Origin of the sequence: Pararhodobacter zhoushanensis (assembly GCF_003990445.1) — a bacterium.
Taxonomy (GTDB): domain Bacteria; phylum Pseudomonadota; class Alphaproteobacteria; order Rhodobacterales; family Rhodobacteraceae; genus Pararhodobacter; species Pararhodobacter zhoushanensis.
Genome location: NZ_REEZ01000001.1, coordinates 816573 through 833298 on the forward strand (window position 1 = coordinate 816573; position 16726 = coordinate 833298).

15 protein-coding genes are annotated in these 16726 nt (G+C 65.6%); 5 read left to right on the forward strand and 10 right to left on the reverse strand.

Translation table 11 applies throughout. The features are described 5' to 3' along the window. Positions 1 to 5 precede the first annotated feature (5 nt). Positions 6 to 1916: a divergent polysaccharide deacetylase family protein gene (locus EAE28_RS03985; protein WP_127104509.1), complete on the reverse strand. Its 1911-nt coding sequence runs from the start codon at positions 1914 to 1916 to the stop codon at positions 6 to 8. A gap of 168 nt (positions 1917 to 2084) precedes the next feature. Here EAE28_RS03985 and EAE28_RS03990 point away from each other — a divergent pair, with 168 nt between their 5' ends. Beyond that, positions 2085 to 2666: an anthranilate synthase component II gene (locus tag EAE28_RS03990; protein ID WP_127104510.1), complete on the forward strand. Its 582-nt coding sequence runs from the start codon at positions 2085 to 2087 to the stop codon at positions 2664 to 2666. Next, positions 2663 to 3679, forward strand: a complete 1017-nt coding sequence (gene trpD / locus EAE28_RS03995; RefSeq protein ID WP_127104511.1) for an anthranilate phosphoribosyltransferase — start codon at positions 2663 to 2665, stop codon at positions 3677 to 3679. Before EAE28_RS03990 ends, trpD begins: the two co-directional genes overlap by 4 nt. Positions 3680 to 3898: 219 nt before the next feature. On the opposite strand, the gene EAE28_RS04000 is transcribed toward trpD, so the two are convergent. After that, positions 3899 to 4921 carry a DUF6456 domain-containing protein gene (locus EAE28_RS04000; RefSeq protein WP_127104512.1) on the reverse strand — a complete coding sequence of 341 codons (1023 nt, stop codon included), beginning with the start codon at positions 4919 to 4921 and terminating at the stop codon, positions 3899 to 3901. A 279-nt stretch (positions 4922 to 5200) separates the two neighbouring features. On the opposite strand from EAE28_RS04000, the gene EAE28_RS04005 reads away from it, so the two are divergent. After that, on the forward strand, positions 5201 to 5530 hold the full coding sequence (locus EAE28_RS04005) for a DUF6477 family protein (protein ID WP_246022261.1): 330 nt from the start codon (positions 5201 to 5203) through the stop codon (positions 5528 to 5530). A 97-nt stretch (positions 5531 to 5627) separates the two neighbouring features. Continuing rightward, positions 5628 to 7664, forward strand: a complete 2037-nt coding sequence (locus EAE28_RS04010) for an ASKHA domain-containing protein (RefSeq protein ID WP_127104513.1) — start codon at positions 5628 to 5630, stop codon at positions 7662 to 7664. Here EAE28_RS04010 and EAE28_RS04015 read toward each other — a convergent pair whose 3' ends face one another. The 4 genes from EAE28_RS04015 to phaC form a co-directional block, all read right to left on the reverse strand. After that, the gene (locus EAE28_RS04015) at positions 7665 to 8501 is read right to left on the reverse strand and encodes a glycosyltransferase family A protein (RefSeq protein WP_127104514.1); all 837 of its coding nucleotides are present in this window, start codon (positions 8499 to 8501) and stop codon (positions 7665 to 7667) included. 31 nt (positions 8502 to 8532) lie between these two features. Beyond that, complete coding sequence (phaR, locus tag EAE28_RS04020; protein ID WP_127104515.1) at positions 8533 to 9099, reverse strand: polyhydroxyalkanoate synthesis repressor PhaR; 567 nt, start codon at positions 9097 to 9099, stop codon at positions 8533 to 8535. A gap of 265 nt (positions 9100 to 9364) precedes the next feature. After that, complete coding sequence (locus tag EAE28_RS04025; RefSeq protein WP_127104516.1) at positions 9365 to 9844, reverse strand: phasin family protein; 480 nt, start codon at positions 9842 to 9844, stop codon at positions 9365 to 9367. 124 nt (positions 9845 to 9968) lie between these two features. Further along, positions 9969 to 11756 carry a class I poly(R)-hydroxyalkanoic acid synthase gene (gene phaC / locus EAE28_RS04030; RefSeq protein ID WP_127104517.1) on the reverse strand — a complete coding sequence of 596 codons (1788 nt, stop codon included), beginning with the start codon at positions 11754 to 11756 and terminating at the stop codon, positions 9969 to 9971. Between the two features lie 127 nt (positions 11757 to 11883). Between phaC and phaZ the strand changes: the two genes are divergently transcribed. After that, positions 11884 to 13173 carry a polyhydroxyalkanoate depolymerase gene (gene phaZ, locus EAE28_RS04035; RefSeq protein WP_127104518.1) on the forward strand — a complete coding sequence of 430 codons (1290 nt, stop codon included), beginning with the start codon at positions 11884 to 11886 and terminating at the stop codon, positions 13171 to 13173. 55 nt (positions 13174 to 13228) lie between these two features. Here the strand turns inward: phaZ and EAE28_RS04040 are convergent, their stop codons facing one another. Genes EAE28_RS04040 through EAE28_RS04055 form a run of 4 tightly spaced genes read right to left on the reverse strand, consistent with a single transcriptional unit; the run spans position 13229 to position 16721 of the window. Next, a complete protein-coding gene (locus EAE28_RS04040) occupies positions 13229 to 13648 on the reverse strand; it encodes a DUF1330 domain-containing protein (protein WP_127104519.1) in 420 nt (139 codons plus the stop codon). Between the two features lie 38 nt (positions 13649 to 13686). Then, positions 13687 to 15768, reverse strand: coding sequence for a 3'-5' exonuclease (locus EAE28_RS04045; RefSeq protein WP_127104520.1), 2082 nt, complete (start codon positions 15766 to 15768; stop codon positions 13687 to 13689). Further along, positions 15761 to 16192 carry a response regulator transcription factor gene (locus tag EAE28_RS04050; protein WP_425466755.1) on the reverse strand — a complete coding sequence of 144 codons (432 nt, stop codon included), beginning with the start codon at positions 16190 to 16192 and terminating at the stop codon, positions 15761 to 15763. Before EAE28_RS04050 ends, EAE28_RS04045 begins: the two co-directional genes overlap by 8 nt. Then, entirely contained in the window at positions 16167 to 16721 is a 555-nt protein-coding gene (locus EAE28_RS04055; RefSeq protein WP_127104522.1) for a hypothetical protein, read from the reverse strand. Before EAE28_RS04055 ends, EAE28_RS04050 begins: the two co-directional genes overlap by 26 nt. Between the last annotated feature and the right edge of the window lie 5 nt (positions 16722 to 16726).

Consider the following 16726-nt stretch of genomic DNA (forward strand, 5'->3'; position numbering starts at 1 on the left):
TGCCCTCAGCGCGCCTCGCTGAACACAGCCGAGGCCGGGGCCAGCGCCACCCCATCGCGCCCGCGGCCTTGGGCGAAATCGGCAAGCTCAGTCATCAGGCCGCTATCATCGGCGGACCCGGCGATCAGGATACCGGGACGGCGCAATGCCTCAAACGCGGCGCGGTCGATCATCCGGCGCACCGCGATCTCGCTTTGACCGGTGCTGTCGATCTCACGGTACACCGCCACCGCCGGCAGGTCGCTGTCCTCAGCCGCTTGCAGGAACGCATCCAGCCCCCCGCGCAACGCAATCGCGGCGTAGCCATCGACCGCCAGCATCGCCGTCAGATCGCGCGCCAGCGTCGGGTTCGCCCCTACGCCGTTCAACGGCACGTCCATCAGCGCCACGGTTTCGGGGAAATCGCGCATCCATGCGTCCAGAATCACCGTCAGATCCGCAGGCGTCGCCAGAGCGGGCATCCGCGCGGCCAGCAAGGCGATCTCGTGCCCGGCGCGGCGATAGTCTGCAGCGCGTCGCGGCGCATCCGCGTCATAAGGGTCCAGCGCGACGGTCACCGGCACCCCCAACGCCAGAATCGCGGTTTGCGAGGCGGCGCTGTCGGTCAACACCACGCCCAGCGGCCGCTCGTCACCGGTGATCGCGGGCAGCGCGGCGAAGCGTTGCGCGGCGGGCAGGCCGGAGTCGGCAGGAGCCGGCGTTGGTTCAGCAGTGGCCGGCTCGGACGCCGGCACCCCGATACGCGCGAGGCGGCCGACGGTCACGCCTTCTACCTGACGCGGGGCCGCGTCAGCCGTCGCCCCGCGGCGCACGGCGATCTGCGGCGCTCCGGTGGGCATGGTCTGCACTGGCGGCCGCTCGGTCGCAAAGCCCGGCGCACGCGGCAACAGCGGCTCGGACAGCGGGACGCGCGCGGCTGGAACGGGTGCGAGGGACGCTTCCTGTTCGACCGAAGGGGCCGGTTGCGGCGCAGGTTCGACGGCAACAGGCGCAGGCGGTTCGGGTTCAGGGACGGTGGGCGCGGTGGTTTGCGGCAGCGCTGCCTCGCCCGTCGCCTGTTCGATCGGCGCGAGCGACGCGCGCGCCTGATCCAGCGCGGTTCCTGCCTGTGCAAGCGACGAGGCATCGGCTGCGGCGACCCGCACCCCGCCCGGCGTGTCCGCTGCTCCGGCGGTCAGCGGCCCGGCGTCCGGCGCAGGGGTCAGATCGACGTCGGGCGCAGGCCCGGCGTCGGGGGCTTCGGTCGCGATCTCGGCTGCCACGGGGGCGTCAGCGGGCGCTTCCATCTCACCGGCGGCAGGCGCAGCCTGGGGTTCTGGCTCAGCGCTGGCAACGGGGGCGGGTTGCGCGTCGGGAACTGCGGCCTCTGGCACGGTGATCTCGGCGGAAGGTATCTCGGCAACAGGCATCTCGGTGACCGACATTTCTTCGGGCGCACCGTCGGCGAGCGGTTCCGCACTGTCAGGTGCAGCAACCGGCTCGACCACCTCGGCGGGTGCCGCATCTGTCGCCTCAGGCAACGGTGCGGCAGCGGCGGGATCGGCGGCGGCCGTCGGGACGGATTCCTGCGCCTCGACCAGCGGTTCGGCAGGCTCCTGAGCCTGAACTTCCGCTTCAATCGGCAGATTGGCAGCATCAACCGGGCTTACCGGCACAGCGTCAAGGGAAGGCTCAGCAGGGTCAGGAACCGCGGTCGTCTGCTCAATGACCGGCTCCGCCTCGGGCGCAAGGTCAGCCCCGACCGGCTCGACCGTCGCGGGCACCAGATCGACCTCGGCCTGCCGCTCGGCCTCGACCTGCGCGGGGCTTGGTTGCAGCCTGCCCGGCGCGTCAACCGGCAGCACGACCGAGAGCACAACGAACCCCAGCCCGAAACTGCCCAAGCCAACGACGATTCCCTTGATGAACCCGCTCATTCGCCCCTCTTTTTGTTTGGTCTCAGCCTGCCCGCTTGCCCCCTTATACTGCGTCGGCGCAAGGCGTGCACCCCCGCCGTCGCGCACAGAGCACCGCTTACACGGGCTTGACCCCATGCGGCACGCGGTTGCATGTAAGGGACGCCCCAAAACGCCCGGATCCGCGCCATGTTGCTCCTGATTGATAACTACGACAGCTTTACCTACAACCTCGTGCATTATTTTGGCGAACTCGGCGCCGAGGTGGTGGTCAGGCGCAACGACGCACTGGACGTCCAGCAAGCCATGGCGCTGAACCCCTCGGCCATCGTGCTCAGCCCCGGCCCCTGCGATCCCGATCAGGCGGGGATCTGCTTGGCCCTGGTCGCCGCCGCCGCCGAGACGAAAACGCCGTTGCTGGGGGTGTGCCTTGGCCACCAGACCATCGGACAGGCCTTTGGCGGCAAGGTGGTGCGCGCGGGCGAGATCGTGCATGGGAAGATGGGCACCATTCACCACGCTGACGGCGGGGTCTTCGCGGGCCTGCCCTCACCGCTGGAGGCGACGCGCTATCACTCGCTGATCGTCGAGCGTGACAGCCTGCCCGACTGCCTTGAGGTCACCGCCTGGCTGGAAAGCGGCATGATCATGGGGCTGCGCCACCGCGAACTGCCCATCGAGGGCGTGCAGTTCCACCCCGAAAGCATCGCCTCGCAGCATGGCCACGCGATGCTGAAAACGTTTCTTGAGCGCGCGAAGGTTCCGGCATGAGCAGCATCAAACCCCTGATCGCCACCGCCGCCGAGCGGCCCCTGACCCGCGCCGAGGCCGAGCAGGCCTTCTCGATCCTGTTCGCGGGCGATGCGACCCCGGCGCAGATGGGCGGGCTGTTGATGACCCTGCGCACCCGCGGCGAGACCGTGGATGAATACGCCGCCGCCGCCGCCGTGATGCGCGCACGCTGCGTCAAGGTCCGCGCGCCTGAGGGGGCGATGGACATCGTCGGCACGGGGGGTGACGGCAAGGGGACGCTGAACATCTCGACCGCGACGGCCTTTGTCGTTGCCGGTGCGGGGGTTACCGTCGCCAAGCACGGCAACCGCAACCTGTCGTCGAAATCGGGCGCGGCGGATGCTTTGGGCGCGCTGGGGATCAACGTGATGGTCGGTGCCGCCGAGGTCGAGCGCGTGATCCGGGATGTCGGCATCGGCTTCATGATGGCGCCGATGCACCATCCGGCGATGCGCCACGTCGGCCCGGTGCGCACCGAACTGGGCACGCGGACGATCTTCAACATTCTGGGGCCGCTGACCAACCCAGCCGGGGTCAAGCGGCAGCTGACCGGGGTTTTCGCGCCCGCGCTGGTGCGGCCGATGGCCGAGGTGCTGCTGGCACTGGGGTCGGAGAAAGCATGGCTGGTGCATGGCGGCGACGGCACGGACGAGCTGTCGATTGCCGCGCCCTCGATGGTGGTGGCTCTGGAGAACGGCGCGCTGCGCGAGTTCACCGTGCATCCCGAGGATGCCGGGCTGGCGGTGCATCCGTTCGAGGATCTGCTGGGCGGTGACCCGGCCGAGAATGCGGTCGAACTGAAAGCTGTTCTGGCGGGCAGTGGTCGCGCGGCATACCGGGACGCCGTGTTGTTGAACGCGGCGGCGGCGCTGATGGTGGCCGACAAGGCAACGACGCTGAAAGACGGCGTGGCCATGGCGCGCGAGAGCATCATGTCGGGGGCGGCGGCGGCCAAGGTCGCGGGGCTGGCACGGCTGGTGCCTATCGGGTGAGGGCGTGGTGGGGCCAGCCCCACACGCCGCTCAAGGGGCGCACGCGCCCCTTGAGAATCCCCGTGGATATTGAGAAGACAGATGATGGGCGAACGGTTCATTTTCTGACATTTCGCGGCAATTCTGGTGCCGTTTTATGCTGCAGAATGTTACTTTTCCGACTTTAACGGCAGTAGCTTGCGCGTCGCTTCGGGTGCGCCCGCTACAAATGTCAGGCAATCAGCCGATCATCTTTCCTGCGTCGCCGAGCGTCTCATAGTGCCGCTGCAATCGCAGCAGAGCGATGCGCAGGACGATCTTGCCCGAGCGCGCGGACCAGCCCATGTGGCGCTCGGCGGTCTCTAACCCCTCCATGTAACAGCAGCACCGCAGCGCCATATCGGCCAGACCCGGCCCTAGCTCGGCCAGTGCCAACAGCACCCGGTTGCGTGCGCCCGATGCCCCCCGGCTGCTGCCGCCGACCGATTTCTGCGGCCCTGTCAGCAGCCGCTCCCAGTCCTGCGCCACGCGCGGGCCGGTCTGCGCGGTCTCGAAATCTTCGCGCAGGCGCTCGGCGGCGGCGACAAGATCGGGCGTCAGGAAGGGCTTGCCGTCCTTGTCCCGCCGTCGGGCGAGCGCCGTCACCGGCGATTCCACGGTTATCGGGCGGGTACCCCGGCACTCGTCATCCTCGGACGCGCGCAGCGTTGCCGCCTGAGGGTCATCGCCCTGCACCAACCGCCGCAGCGCCGCACGCCCGGTAGTGGTGAGTTCGTAGCGCAGCACCCGCCCCGCCTGCACGCAGGCAATCCAGTCGCGCAGCGCGAAGGCTTCGGCCACCGGCCGGTCGAGCACTGCCAGCCGCGCTGTTCCCGACGCCCCGTCCCGCAGCACAACCGCGCGCTCCATGTCCGGGGCGACAACCAGCAATGCGCCCTCTTCGGCCAGACGCGGAAGAACCCGCCGCGCCTCGGCATCAAGCGTTTCTTCACAAGGCGGCGGCGGTGCTTCGGGACCGCCATCACCGATCAGGGGCACTATCCTGTCACTCTGACGCAGCCGTCCCAGCGCGCAATCCACCAGCAGATCGTCACGGCGGTTCTCGAACCGGCGTACCTGACGCAGCACCGTCGAGGCATGCACCCCTTCGGCCCGGGCGATGTCGCGCAGCGAACGCCCGCTTTCTGTATGCGTCAGATAGAGCCGGACTGCCGAGGGTACCCACTCGGGCAGATGCGTGATCGGCGAAAGATTGGCGGTCATCGGATCCCCTTTGGCCATGGTGCGACCCCGTCCTTCCGGCGGGTGGCCAACGCGACAACCTCGGTCCTCCTCGGAAAAGCACGTTTCGATAACGTCAACATTCTCAACCTATGACCCTCTTTGTTACCGGATCGTTAACCTTGCAGCCGGTTCACTGTGCGGCCCAACCTCAAAGGAACGTTGAACGGACCGCGCGGTGCCCGGCTCCGCAACGCAACACCTGCAAGGGTCGTGAGATGATCGGGGCGTCACTTTTCCAACCTTCGAAAGGAATCGCCCATGAGCTGCACCCCCCGTGACTCGATCCTGATGGTCCTGTCCGAGCTGACCGCCATCCGCCGTCCGCAACTGCTGATGCGCACGGCGCGGCATGGAGCCATGGACTATGTCCGCGAGACCGATCTGCGCCGTATCCTGCGCCTGCCGGCCACGCCCGCCCCCGGCGTGGCAACGCTGCGCCACCTGATCGCGCTGGAGGCACAGCACGATGACCTGCGCACGCGCGCGCCCCACGAAGCGGGCAATCCATGGCGCGCGCCGCGTCATGTCGAGGTGCTGATCGCGCTGATCGCCGAGGCCCGGCTGTTGGCACAGGCCGCAACGCCGTGAGCCGGTCGCTTTCCGCCCTGCCCGGGTCGCTTGCCCCCTTTCGGCTGCGCGGCGTCACGCTATGGTGCAGCTCAAGTTAGGCGGACAGGACACTCTCATGGCAAGCGACGCACTGGTGATCTTTACCCCCTCGGGCAAGCGGGGGCGGTTTGCGCTGGGGACTCCCGTGCTGACGGCGGCGCGGCAGCTGGGGGTCGATCTGGACTCGGTCTGCGGCGGGCGTGGGATCTGCTCGAAATGCCAGGTCTCGCCCGGCGTCGGGGCTTTCCCCAAGCACGGCGTCACCGTCGCCGCCGATGCGCTGAGCGACTGGAACGCCGTCGAGCAGCGCTACAAGGACAAGCGCGGCATGCTGGACGGGCGGCGACTGGGCTGTCAGGCCAAGGTCATGGGCGATGTGGTCATCGACGTGCCGCCGGAAAGCCAGCTGCACCGGCAGGTGGTGCGCAAGGCAGCCAGCGCGCGGGCCGTTCAGATGGACCCGGCGACGCGGCTTTACTACGTCGAAGTGGCCGAACCCGACATGCACGAACCCTCGGGCGATATGGAGCGGCTGGCGCAGGCGCTTAAGGACCAGTGGCAGATTGAGGCGATCGAGGCCGGACCGCCAGTGTTGCGCAAGCTCCAGCCTGTGCTGCGCAAGGGACAGTGGAGTGTGACGGCGGCGGTATTCCGCGACCACCATGGCGGTGCCGCGAAGCTTCTCGACGTGTTCCCCGGCTTTTATGACGGCCCTCTGGCGGGGCTGGCGATTGATCTGGGATCAACCACCATCGCAGCGCATCTGTGCGATCTGCGCGATGGGCGGGTGCTGGCGTCGGGCGGGGTGATGAACCCACAGATCCGCTTTGGCGAAGATCTGATGAGCCGCGTTTCCTACGCGATGATGAACCCCGGCGGCGATGTCGAGATGACGGCATCGGTGCGCGACGCCTTGAACGCCTTGGCAATTTCGGTTGCGGCAGAGGCCGTAATCGACCCACGGGCGATCATGGAAACCGTCGTCGTGTGCAACCCGGTGATGCACCATCTTTTCCTGGGCATCGACCCGGTTGAGCTGGGCCAGGCCCCGTTTGCGCTGGCCACGTCGTCGTCGCTGTCGCTGCCCGCGCGCGATCTGGGACTGAGTGCCATTAACACCGAAGCGCGGCTCTACACCCTGCCCTGCATCGCCGGGCATGTCGGTGCCGATGCCGCCGCCGTCGCGCTATCCGAGGCACCGCAGTTGCGCGACGAGCTGGTGTTGATCGTCGATGTCGGCACCAATGCCGAGATCCTGCTGGGCAACAAGGAGCGGGTTCTGGCCTGTTCCTCGCCCACCGGACCGGCGTTCGAGGGCGCGCAGATTTCCAGCGGCCAGCGCGCGGCACCCGGTGCCATCGAGCGGATCGAGATCAACCCAGAAACAAAGGAACCGCGCTTCCGCGTCATCGGCAGCGACCTGTGGTCGGATGAACCCGGCTTTGCCGAGGCCACCGCGCACACCGGGATCACCGGCATCTGTGGATCGGGCATCATCGAGGCGGTGGCGGAATTGCGCATGGCCGGGATCGTCGATGCGGCGGGCCTAATGGGCGCTCCGGCGCAGACCGGCACCGCGCGCAGCGTGGCCGAGGGGCGCACGTATTCCTATCTGATCCACGACGGCACAGCGCAGAACGGCCCCCGCATCACCGTCACGCAGGGCGATATCCGGGCGATTCAGCTGGCAAAGTCAGCGCTTTATGCGGGCGCGCGGCTGTTGATGGATGAGATGGGCGTGGACCATGTCGACCATGTCGTGCTGGCCGGGGCCTTTGGCGCGCATATCAGCGCCAAGCATGCGATGGTGTTGGGGATGATCCCCGATTGCCCGCTCGATAACGTCACCAGCGCGGGCAATGCCGCCGGCACCGGCGCGCGGATCGCGCTGTGCAACATCGCGGCGCGGGCCGGGATCGAGGCGCAGGTCAAGCAGATCCACAAGGTCGAAACCGCCATCGAACCGCGCTTTCAAGAGCATTTCGTCAACGCCTCGGCCATGCCGCACGCAGTGGACAGCTTCCCGCATCTCAGCACGGTGCTGACCCTGCCTGAGGTCAATCACAACATGGGCAGCAGTGGCGATGGCGGCGGTCGGCGGCGGCGGCGCTGATCAGCCGGGCATCCCCAGCGACTCGGCCGTCCAGATGCCATGTTGTGACATCAGGTCGGCTGCGCAGCCCGTGTCCAGCGCGACACGCCCGTCACCTTCCACGCTGAGTCGGGTCAGGTCGGCGGTGCCCCCGACGTTGCGCCGTCCGGGTGGCAGGATGCTTGCGTCGACCCAGATGGCCGTGCCGCCGAGTTCGAGCATTCCCGACAGCCAGACGTCATCGACCGGCCACCAGCGGCCCGGCCCTTCGGCCAGTTGCGGCGCAAAGAAGGACGGGCGCACCATCACGCCGCACCAGCCGCCCAGCAGATCGGCATAGCCGCTCTTGCCGACCAGCGCGACAGGCGGCCCGTCGCCGTAGCCCTGCCTTGCAAAAATCGGCGCCACGACAGTGGGGGACAGGCGACGCATCCGGGGCATGCGGTCATCGCGCAGCCGCGGCCCTTGTGCGCGGCCCGGCAGGTGGCGACCCAGTGCAGCCAGGGCGTCACCGGGGCGCTCTCGGCGCAATGCCTTGAAACGCCGGTGCCAGTCGGGTGCATAGATCGAATCGTCATCGCAAAACAGCAGATCCACGGCCTCACCCGCACGCTCGAGCGCGGCGGGAACGACCTTGGTCGCCGGTCCCCAGTCACGCGCGCACCGTCGAATGGTGACGCCCGCTGGCACGGTGGGCAAACTGCCGTCCCATTTGGGGAACCGGGCATAGGTTTCCGGTATCCACAGCTCGACCGGCGCGGGCACATCTTGCGCCACAAGGCTGGCGAGCGTGGGACCAAGCGCCCCGAAACGGGGCGGGATCGTGGTCAGCGTAATGACACTGGGGGCGTCTGGCATCCCGGTTAGAAGCGCAGGCCGAAGGCCCCGCTCACTTGCCCATCTTGCTGAGCTTGGCTTCCAGTGCGGCCAGTTGACGGCGGATCGCGCTGAGGTCTTCGTCGGCGCTGTCGGTCGAGGCTTCGGCCTCGGCCTCACCCTCGGCAAAACCGGGGATCTTCTGCCAGCCGACCATCATCTGCTCCATGAACGCCTGCTGCTGACGCTGCATCGCGTCAAAGCCCGGCATCTTGGACATCTGCGCCATCATCGGGTTGATCGCGGCCAGTTTGTTGGGTCCTTCGCGCAGCATATCGAACGACATCGCCAGAAACTGCGGCACCACGCTCTGCGCCTGCGCGGTATAGCTGCGCACCAGATCGGTCAGAACGTCCAGCGGCAGGACATTTTCGCCGCGGCTTTCATGCTCGGCAACGATCTGCAGCAGGTATTGGCGGGTCAGGTCATCACCCGTCTTGAGATCAACAATCTGCACTTCGCGCCCGGCACGAATGAACCCGGCGATATCCTCCAGAGTAACGTAATCGCTGCTTTCCGTGTTGTAGAGGCGGCGCGAGGCATAACGTTTGATCAAGAGCGGCTTTTCGGTCTCGGACACGGCTGTGCTCTCCATTCATATTGCGTTGCAGCAAGACTAGACCGCGAAAACCATTCAGGAAACAGGATTCTTGTCTGCGGCGTCGAAAGACGCACAGCAAATGGGCAGGGTTGGTCCGGGAATGCCTTAGGCGCGCATTCGCTCGGCCAACTCTCCCTCAGGCAGCAAAAGGGGCGAGCCGAAGCTCGCCCCATTGACCATCCGGGGGGAGGAACCCGGACGGTCTAGCGTTGGTCTGGCAGACCCAGGGGCCCGCCCTGCCCGCTTACTTCGCAGCAGCGCCAGCTTTTTTGGCGGCAGCGGTGACTTCGTCGGTCGCTTTTTTCGCAGCGGCGGTCATGTCCGTGGTCGCTTTCTGCACAGCGGCAGTGGCTTCAGCCGACATGTCTTTGCCAGCGGCGAGCATCAGCTCGACGGTGTCCATCTGCACGCGCTTGGCGATCTCGGCGAAGGCCGACATGTGCTCGGAGGCCATTTCAGCCGAAGCCGAGGCGAAATCGGTGTAGGCTTTGGCGTAGTCGGCGGGCTCGGCCTTGACGGTCGAAACTTCGCCGATTTTGGCGAGCGTCGACTTGGTCCATTTGGTCGAGACTTCAGCCGACTTCTCAGCGGCTTCCAGCACAACTTTGCTCATCTTCTCGCCCAGAGCAGCCTGGGTTTTGAACGCGTCCTGCATCGCTTTGGTGTCGACCGGAAAAGCGCCCATCATGTCTTGCATGGTCTTGGTGAAATCGTTCTTGGTCATCGCACGTCTCCTGTTTCGCGTCCCGAACCATCCCGGGGCTTTGCGTATGAGGAGAATATGGATGCTGCAGCGCAGAAAATCAAGATATTTATGCTGCGCCGCAGCATTTCCTCTAAGCGTTTGATCAGGCTTCTATATTCGACAGCACATAGGTTCCGGGTGCAGGCTCCATTGCCGAATCACCCAGAGGGCGAGCAGAAATCAGCTTGCCCGACCGACTGCGCAGCCACTCTTCCCAGCGGGGCCACCACGAGCCTTGATGGTACTCGGACTGCGCCCGCCACGCGTCGGCATCGCCATCGACCGGCGCGTCCGAGGTATAGTGGCCGTATTTCTTCTTGTTCGGCGGGTTGATGATCCCGGCGATATGGCCCGACTCGGACAGGATGAAGGTCTTGTTTGTCGACCCCATCTGCCCCACGCCCCGAAAGCTTGAGCGCCAGGCGGCGATATGGTCCGTCTCGCAGGCAATGGCGCACAGCGGGACTTTCACCCCTGAGATATGCAGCTTTTCGCCCAGCAGCTCGAACCCGCCGTCGCACAGTTCGTTGCGCTGGCACAGCGCGCGCAGGTATTCGACCGTCATGCGGCCGGGCAGATTGGTGCCGTCACCGTTCCAATACAGCAGATCGAAGGCGGGCGGAGCTTCGCCCATCATGTAACTGCGGATCGCGGGCGCGTAGATCAGGTCATTCGAGCGCAGATAGCTGAACGTCTTGGTCATGTAATACGAGCGCAGATAGCCCGAGAGCTTCGCCTCGGCCTCGATCCCGTCGACGAAATCATCGTCAAGAAAGACCCCCACCTCGCCCTGATCCGAGAAATCGGTGAGCGTGGTAAAGAAGGTCGCGGACTTGATCGACTTGTCCTTGCGCTTGTCCATCAGCGCCAGCGTCAGGCTGAGCGTGGTGCCCGCGATGCAATAGCCGATCACGTTGATCGCCTTGACGCTGCACAGCTCTTTCACCTTGCCGATGGCTTCCAGATAGCCCTCTTCGACATAGGTGTCCAAGCCGACATCGCCAAAGCTGGCATCCGGGTTCACCCAGCTGACCACGAACAGTGTATAGCCCTGATCGACGATCCACTTGATCAGGCTGTTCTGGGGTTTCAGATCCATGATGTAGAATTTGTTGATCCACGGCGGGAAGATCAGCAATGGCGTTTCGTGGACCTTTTCGGTCGTCGGTTTGTACTGGATCAGCTCGAACATGCGGTTGCGGTAGACCACCGCACCCTCGGTCGTGCCGATATTGCCGCCGACCTTGAACGCGTCGCGGTCGGCGAGCGTGACCAGCAGATCGCCCTTGTTGGCCTCGATGTCGCGCACGAGGTTCTCCAAGCCTTTGACCAGGCTCTCGCCCTCGGTCTCGACCGCTTTCATCAGCGCGTCTGGGTTGGTGCCCAGAAAATTGGTCGGCGCCATCATGTCGATGATCTGCTTGCCGAAATACTCCAGCCGCCGCTTTTCGCGCGGCTCGATGGCGTCGAGTTCATCAATTGCCGACTGAATCGCCGCCGAGGACAGCATGTACTGCTGCTTGATGTAGTTGAAATAGGGGTGCGTCTTCCACAGCGGATTGGTGAAACGCTTGTCGTCGGGGGTGTGATCCTCGGGCGCGGAAAGCTGACCGGCGCGCAGGGCCTCTTGGGCTTCGACGAAATGTTTGAGCGTCTTGCCCCAATAGCCGACCTGTTGCTCAAGGATCTTGGACGGGTTCTGCACCATCTCGGTCCAGTAGGCCGAGGCCGCCTTCATATAAAGCGAAGGATCGGGCGCTTGCAGGTCCGGGCGCTGCGGGCTCTGCTGGGCAAACCCCGCAATCAGACGTTGTGTCAGCGTCTCGATGCGCGCCAGATTGGCGTTCAGGGCCTCAAGTCCCTCTGAATTTTCGTATTCAGAAGTTGCCATTGTATGTCTCCCCCCCTAAACTACTGCAGTGCAGCATAGTTCAGCTTGTCTGACAGCATAGCCCGGCGCCAACAGTGTTGAAACCCCGGAAACTGTGCAGACATCCGGCGAAATCGCGGAGATTCCGATGAAGCAGATGGCGACATACGACCTGATGGAGACGATGCGGAACACCAACGAATGGCTTGGTGCCTCTGCGCGTGCGATGGCGTCATATCCGGTGTTTGGCATGGTTCCAAACCCGATGGTCGAAATGATTGCGGCCTGGGGCAAAGTCACCGAACGCAGCTTTGCCCGGATGGTGACCAAACCGGCCTGGGGCATCGGCTCGGTTGTCGGTGAAGATGGCCGCGACCACATGGTCGAAACCAAGGTCGAAATCGCGCGCCCCTTTGGTGATCTGGTTCGCTTTCATATCCCCAACCGTCCCGAAAAAGCCCGCCGCATCCTGCTCTGCGCACCGATGTCGGGCCATTACGCGACACTGGTGCGCTCGACCGTGACCAGCCTGTTGCCCGACGCCGAGCTGTGGGTCACCGACTGGCACAACGCCCGCGACATTCCGGTGTCCGCTGGCAAGTTCGATGTCGAAGACTACACCCAGTATCTTGTCGATTTCATGAAGCACCTCGGCCCTGACACCCATGTCATCGCCGTGTGCCAACCCGCCCCGCTGGCGCTGGCCGCAACGGCGATGCTGGCCGAGGAAAGCCCCGACGCCCAGCCCCTGACGCTGACGCTGATCGGCGGTCCTATCGATCCCGACGCCGCCGCTACCGACGTGACGGATTTCGGGCGCCGCGTGACCATGGGACAACTGGAAGACATGGCGATCCAGCGCGTCGGCTTCAAATATGCGGGCGTGGGCCGTCTGGTCTATCCGGGTCTGTTGCAGCTGGCCGGGTTCCTGTCGATGAACCTTGACCGCCACACACAGGCGTTCACCGACAAGATCACCGCCGCCGCGCGGGGTGAGGACAGCGAGAGCGATCAACACAACCGCTTCTACGACGAATACCTCGCCGTGATGGACATGACGGCCGAGTTTTACCTGTCGACAGTCGAACGCATCTTCAAGAACGGTGAGATCGCCAAGAACGCCTTTGAAGTGAACGGCAAGATGGTCGACATCGGCAAGATCACCAATGTCGCCGTCAAGGTTGTCGAAGGCTCCAAGGATGACATCTCGGCCCCCGGCCAATGCCTCGCCGCGCTGGCGCTGCTGACCGGCCTGCCGGACGAGTTGAAAGCGCAGCATCTTGAGGAAGGCGCAGGCCATTACGGCATCTTCGCCGGGTCGAGCTGGCGCAACAACATCCGCCCGCTGGTGTTCAACTTCATGGACACCCATGCCGAGCGCAAGGCCAAGAAAACCAAGGCGGAACCGGCTGTTAAACTGGCAGCCTCGAACTCTTGATTGACGGCTTGAGTTGAACACACGGCCCTGCCCCTGCGGCGGGGCCGTTTGCGTTTCAGCCAAAGCCCGCCTCGGCTTTGCCGGGCGACAGTCTGAGCAGCCGCGAGTCCTGCACCGCCGCCGTGCGGTGCTGCGCGGCCTTTTGGTAGTCAGCGTCACGGATCATGTCGATGAAGGCTTGGCCGGTTGGATACACGGCGATGAAGGCCTTGTCCCACAGCTCGGTCTGGGGACCGATCAGCATCAGCTCAGGCTTCCCGCTCCACAGGATGTGCCCGCCCAAACGCTGGAAAACCGGCCCGCTTTCACGGGCATAGGCGGCATAGGCCTCAGCCCCCGTCGCTTGCCGCCCGTCGTCGTAAACCGCCTGTTCGCGCAGGCGGACGAGGTTGAGCATATGGATCGGCTGGTCGCGCGGCAGATCCTTGAACAGGGCGAACCGGGCGCGGTCGGGGTTGGTGTGTTCTGTGTCCATCGCGCCAGCCTAGTCCCCGCCCCCCGGCCCGCGCAAGCTCAGGCGTTGAGATCCTTGAGCAACCGCCCGTGCTTGCGCACCTCGGCCACCACCTGTCCGAACGTCTCGAACCCGCGTGCGCGCAGCATCGGCACCAGCTTCAGGAATGCCTCAGCCGTCGCCACCGTGTCGCCGATGGCGGTGTGGCGCGCCTCATCGGGGATGGTGATCCCCAGCCGGGCGGTCAGCGCGTCGAGCGAATGCTGTTCCAGCTGGCCGTAAACCACCGCCGACAGCAGCACCGTATCCAGAATCGGATGGTCGAACACGTGCCCGATCGCCGCCTCTTGCCGGCGCAGAAAGGCCATATCGAACGGGGCGTTATGGGCCAGCAGCACGGCACCTTGGGCAAACTTATGAAACTGCCGCCCGGCCTCGATCACATCCGGCGCGCCGACGACCATGCTGTCGGTGATCCCATGCACATCGGTCGAGGATGGCGGGATCGGGCGACCGGGGTCGACGAGCGTGTCGAACACCTCACTCTCAACCCGCCGCCCGTTCACCAGCCGCACCGCCGCAATCTGCACGATGGCATCGCCAGCGGGGTTGAGGCCCGTGGTTTCGGTGTCGAAGACCACGACCGTCAGATCTTCAAGCCGCGTGTCCGCGACTGCGGCGGTGCGGGCCTTTGACAGCAGGTCGAAATCATAGACCACAGCGCGGCTGATCGGCGGCGGGCGGCGACCGGCCCGGCGGGCGGCGCGGATCGGCATGACCACCGCGTTGCAGCCGTCGCCGCTTTCGGGCCACGCCTCGGTCCCATGCGCCAGCAACACCGCGCGCGCCGTCAGCTCGCCGGTGTCGCGGCCCAGCGTTCCCGCCAGCCAGCTGTCCAGCCGCCCCACCGACAGCGGCGCGCCCTGCCAGCACAAGCGCATCACCGCGCCGGGGCCATCCTCTTCCTCGATCTCGATACGGAAGGCGCGCGCCAGCCCCTCACCGGCGATGCGCCCCGCCAGCCATGCCCAGAACGCCACGATCTCGAACCCGTCGAGCTGCACGATAAGGTCAAGGCTTTCGGTCTCCAACGCCAGCCCGTCCGCCTGAAACCGCCCCTTGAGCCCGTCGAGCAGATCGCCCGAGCGCGTATTACCCAAGGGTCGCCAGTCGGTCTGGATCGCGTCATAGCGCGCGCCAAGCTCGGTGACGGCTTCGGTCAAGGCCGCTACCTCAGACAGCAGCGCGGTGCGCAGATCGGGCGCGTCGCCGTCGCCTTCCAGCTCGGCCATCACACCGATCACCGTCTGCAAATTCGCCGCCGGACGGCGCACACGGTCGAACACATCGGCCAGCAATGCGTCGCGGCTGGTGTGGGCGGCGATGTCGGCGGTCACGTCGCGCAGGGTCAGCACATAACCGGGTGCGACACCCTCTTCGCGCCGCCTGAGCACGCGCATCCGCCCGGCCAACAGCCGTGTCCCGTTCGCCGTGGCGCAGAGCAGGTCCGAGGCCATGTCAGGATCGCCCGCCCCGGCCAAGCGGTCATAGGCGTGACGGATCGGGCCTTCGCGCAGATAATCCAGCAGGTTACGGTCCAGCCCGGGCGCGGTGCCACCACCGAGAATATCCACCGCCTGCCCATTGTAGAACGCCAGCTGATGCTCGGCGGAACACAGCAGCACGGCGACGGGGACATCGGCCAGCAACGTCTCAAGCCGCGCCTTTTCCGCCGCCAGCCGTGTGGTCTCGCGCGCGACGGATTCAGCCAGCGCACTGCGGGTTTCGATCAGTGCGCGGGTGACGGCCTCGGCCGCGGGGGCCAGATCGCCCAGATACCGCGCGCCGCGCGCCTCAGTCTCCAGCCCGTGCCCGATCCCGGCGTGTGCGCGCGCGCGGATGGCCGAGGCGAGTTGATCGATCGCCCGCGCGACATGGGTGTCGAACAGAAACCAAACCCAGACCACCAGCCCGACAATCGCGAACCCGGCGACCAGTGCGCCCTGCACCACCTCGGGTGCGGCGCTGCCTGAATGGCGCAGCGCCACCCACAGCCCGGCCCCCACAGCCGCCACCGCCCCCAGCGCCAGCAGCGCAAAGAACAGCAGGATCCGCAGGCGCAGGCTTAGGCGGTCAAGCATGCCGGGCGGCACCCGGTGGCGGCGTCTCAAGCGCGGGTTCCCCAGCCAGTATGCGCCGGACCTCCGCTCTTAAAACCTTCAATTCAAACGGTTTCGAGATAAACCCGTCCGCCCCCATCGCCAACCCCTTGCGCCGCTCCATCGCCGAGCCACGGGCGGTCATCATCAGGATCTTCACCCCGTTCAGGCCGGGGTCCATACGCACGTTCTGGCAGATCTCATAGCCCGATACCTCGGGCAGCATGACATCCAGCAGCACCAGATCGGGTTGCGTCTTGCGGATCAGCTCGACTGCGCCCGCGCCGGTGGCGATGCGGGTCTGGTCATAGCCTTCGCGGGTCATCAGATAGTCCAGCGCGATGGCGATGTTGTCCTCGTCCTCGACGACCAGAATACGCTTACGCGCCGCTTGCTCGCCCATCATTCCCCTCCTCGACCGCCGCGCAGGCCGTGCGCAGAACCGGGTTGTCAGCCTCCAGCGGAAACCACTCGGCCCCCTCAAGCGTTCCGTCGCCATTCATCGCGACGCCCTCGACCACATCGGCACGGGCGTTGTTGACGCAATCGTAGATCACCACCACGCCCCGCGTCGGCTCCCAGCGGCCGATGAACACCACTTGCGTCATCACCATACCGGGCTGGTCGGGGTGCGTACGCGTCTCGGCCAGATTGATCGCCGTCATCCGCGTGACCTGCGGCCAGATGTAGGTCCAGGGCCGGTAGAACACCGCCTCGCCATTCTCGCTGGCCAGCGTCAGTTGCGGCTGCGCCTCAATCGTGCGCGTGGGCCATGTGTATTCGGCCCAGATGGTAAACGCGACCATCCCGAAGGCGACCGTCGCCGGATAGATCCAGCGGTCAATACGGTTGCGCAGGATCAGCCGGTTGACCAGCAGCACGATCCCCATCAGGCCGAACCCCGTAGCCAGTGATCCGACGAAGTCGATCAGCATTCAGC

Bases quoted from the DNA above. Each gene is read 5' to 3' on its own strand.
- EAE28_RS03985 (WP_127104509.1), bottom strand. From the start codon at position 1,916: ATGAGCGGGTTCATCAAGGGAATCGTCGTTGGCTTGGGCAGTTTCGGG.
- EAE28_RS03990 (WP_127104510.1), top strand. From the start codon at position 2,085: ATGTTGCTCCTGATTGATAACTACGACAGCTTTACCTACAACCTCGTG.
- trpD (WP_127104511.1), top strand. From the start codon at position 2,663: ATGAGCAGCATCAAACCCCTGATCGCCACCGCCGCCGAGCGGCCCCTG.
- EAE28_RS04000 (WP_127104512.1), bottom strand. From the start codon at position 4,921: ATGACCGCCAATCTTTCGCCGATCACGCATCTGCCCGAGTGGGTACCC.
- EAE28_RS04005 (WP_246022261.1), top strand. From the start codon at position 5,201: ATGAGCTGCACCCCCCGTGACTCGATCCTGATGGTCCTGTCCGAGCTG.
- EAE28_RS04010 (WP_127104513.1), top strand. From the start codon at position 5,628: ATGGCAAGCGACGCACTGGTGATCTTTACCCCCTCGGGCAAGCGGGGG.
- EAE28_RS04015 (WP_127104514.1), bottom strand. From the start codon at position 8,501: ATGCCAGACGCCCCCAGTGTCATTACGCTGACCACGATCCCGCCCCGT.
- EAE28_RS04025 (WP_127104516.1), bottom strand. From the start codon at position 9,844: ATGACCAAGAACGATTTCACCAAGACCATGCAAGACATGATGGGCGCT.
- phaC (WP_127104517.1), bottom strand. From the start codon at position 11,756: ATGGCAACTTCTGAATACGAAAATTCAGAGGGACTTGAGGCCCTGAAC.
- phaZ (WP_127104518.1), top strand. From the start codon at position 11,884: ATGAAGCAGATGGCGACATACGACCTGATGGAGACGATGCGGAACACC.
- EAE28_RS04040 (WP_127104519.1), bottom strand. From the start codon at position 13,648: ATGGACACAGAACACACCAACCCCGACCGCGCCCGGTTCGCCCTGTTC.
- EAE28_RS04045 (WP_127104520.1), bottom strand. From the start codon at position 15,768: ATGCTTGACCGCCTAAGCCTGCGCCTGCGGATCCTGCTGTTCTTTGCG.
- EAE28_RS04050 (WP_425466755.1), bottom strand. From the start codon at position 16,192: ATGATGGGCGAGCAAGCGGCGCGTAAGCGTATTCTGGTCGTCGAGGAC.
- EAE28_RS04055 (WP_127104522.1), bottom strand. From the start codon at position 16,721: ATGCTGATCGACTTCGTCGGATCACTGGCTACGGGGTTCGGCCTGATG.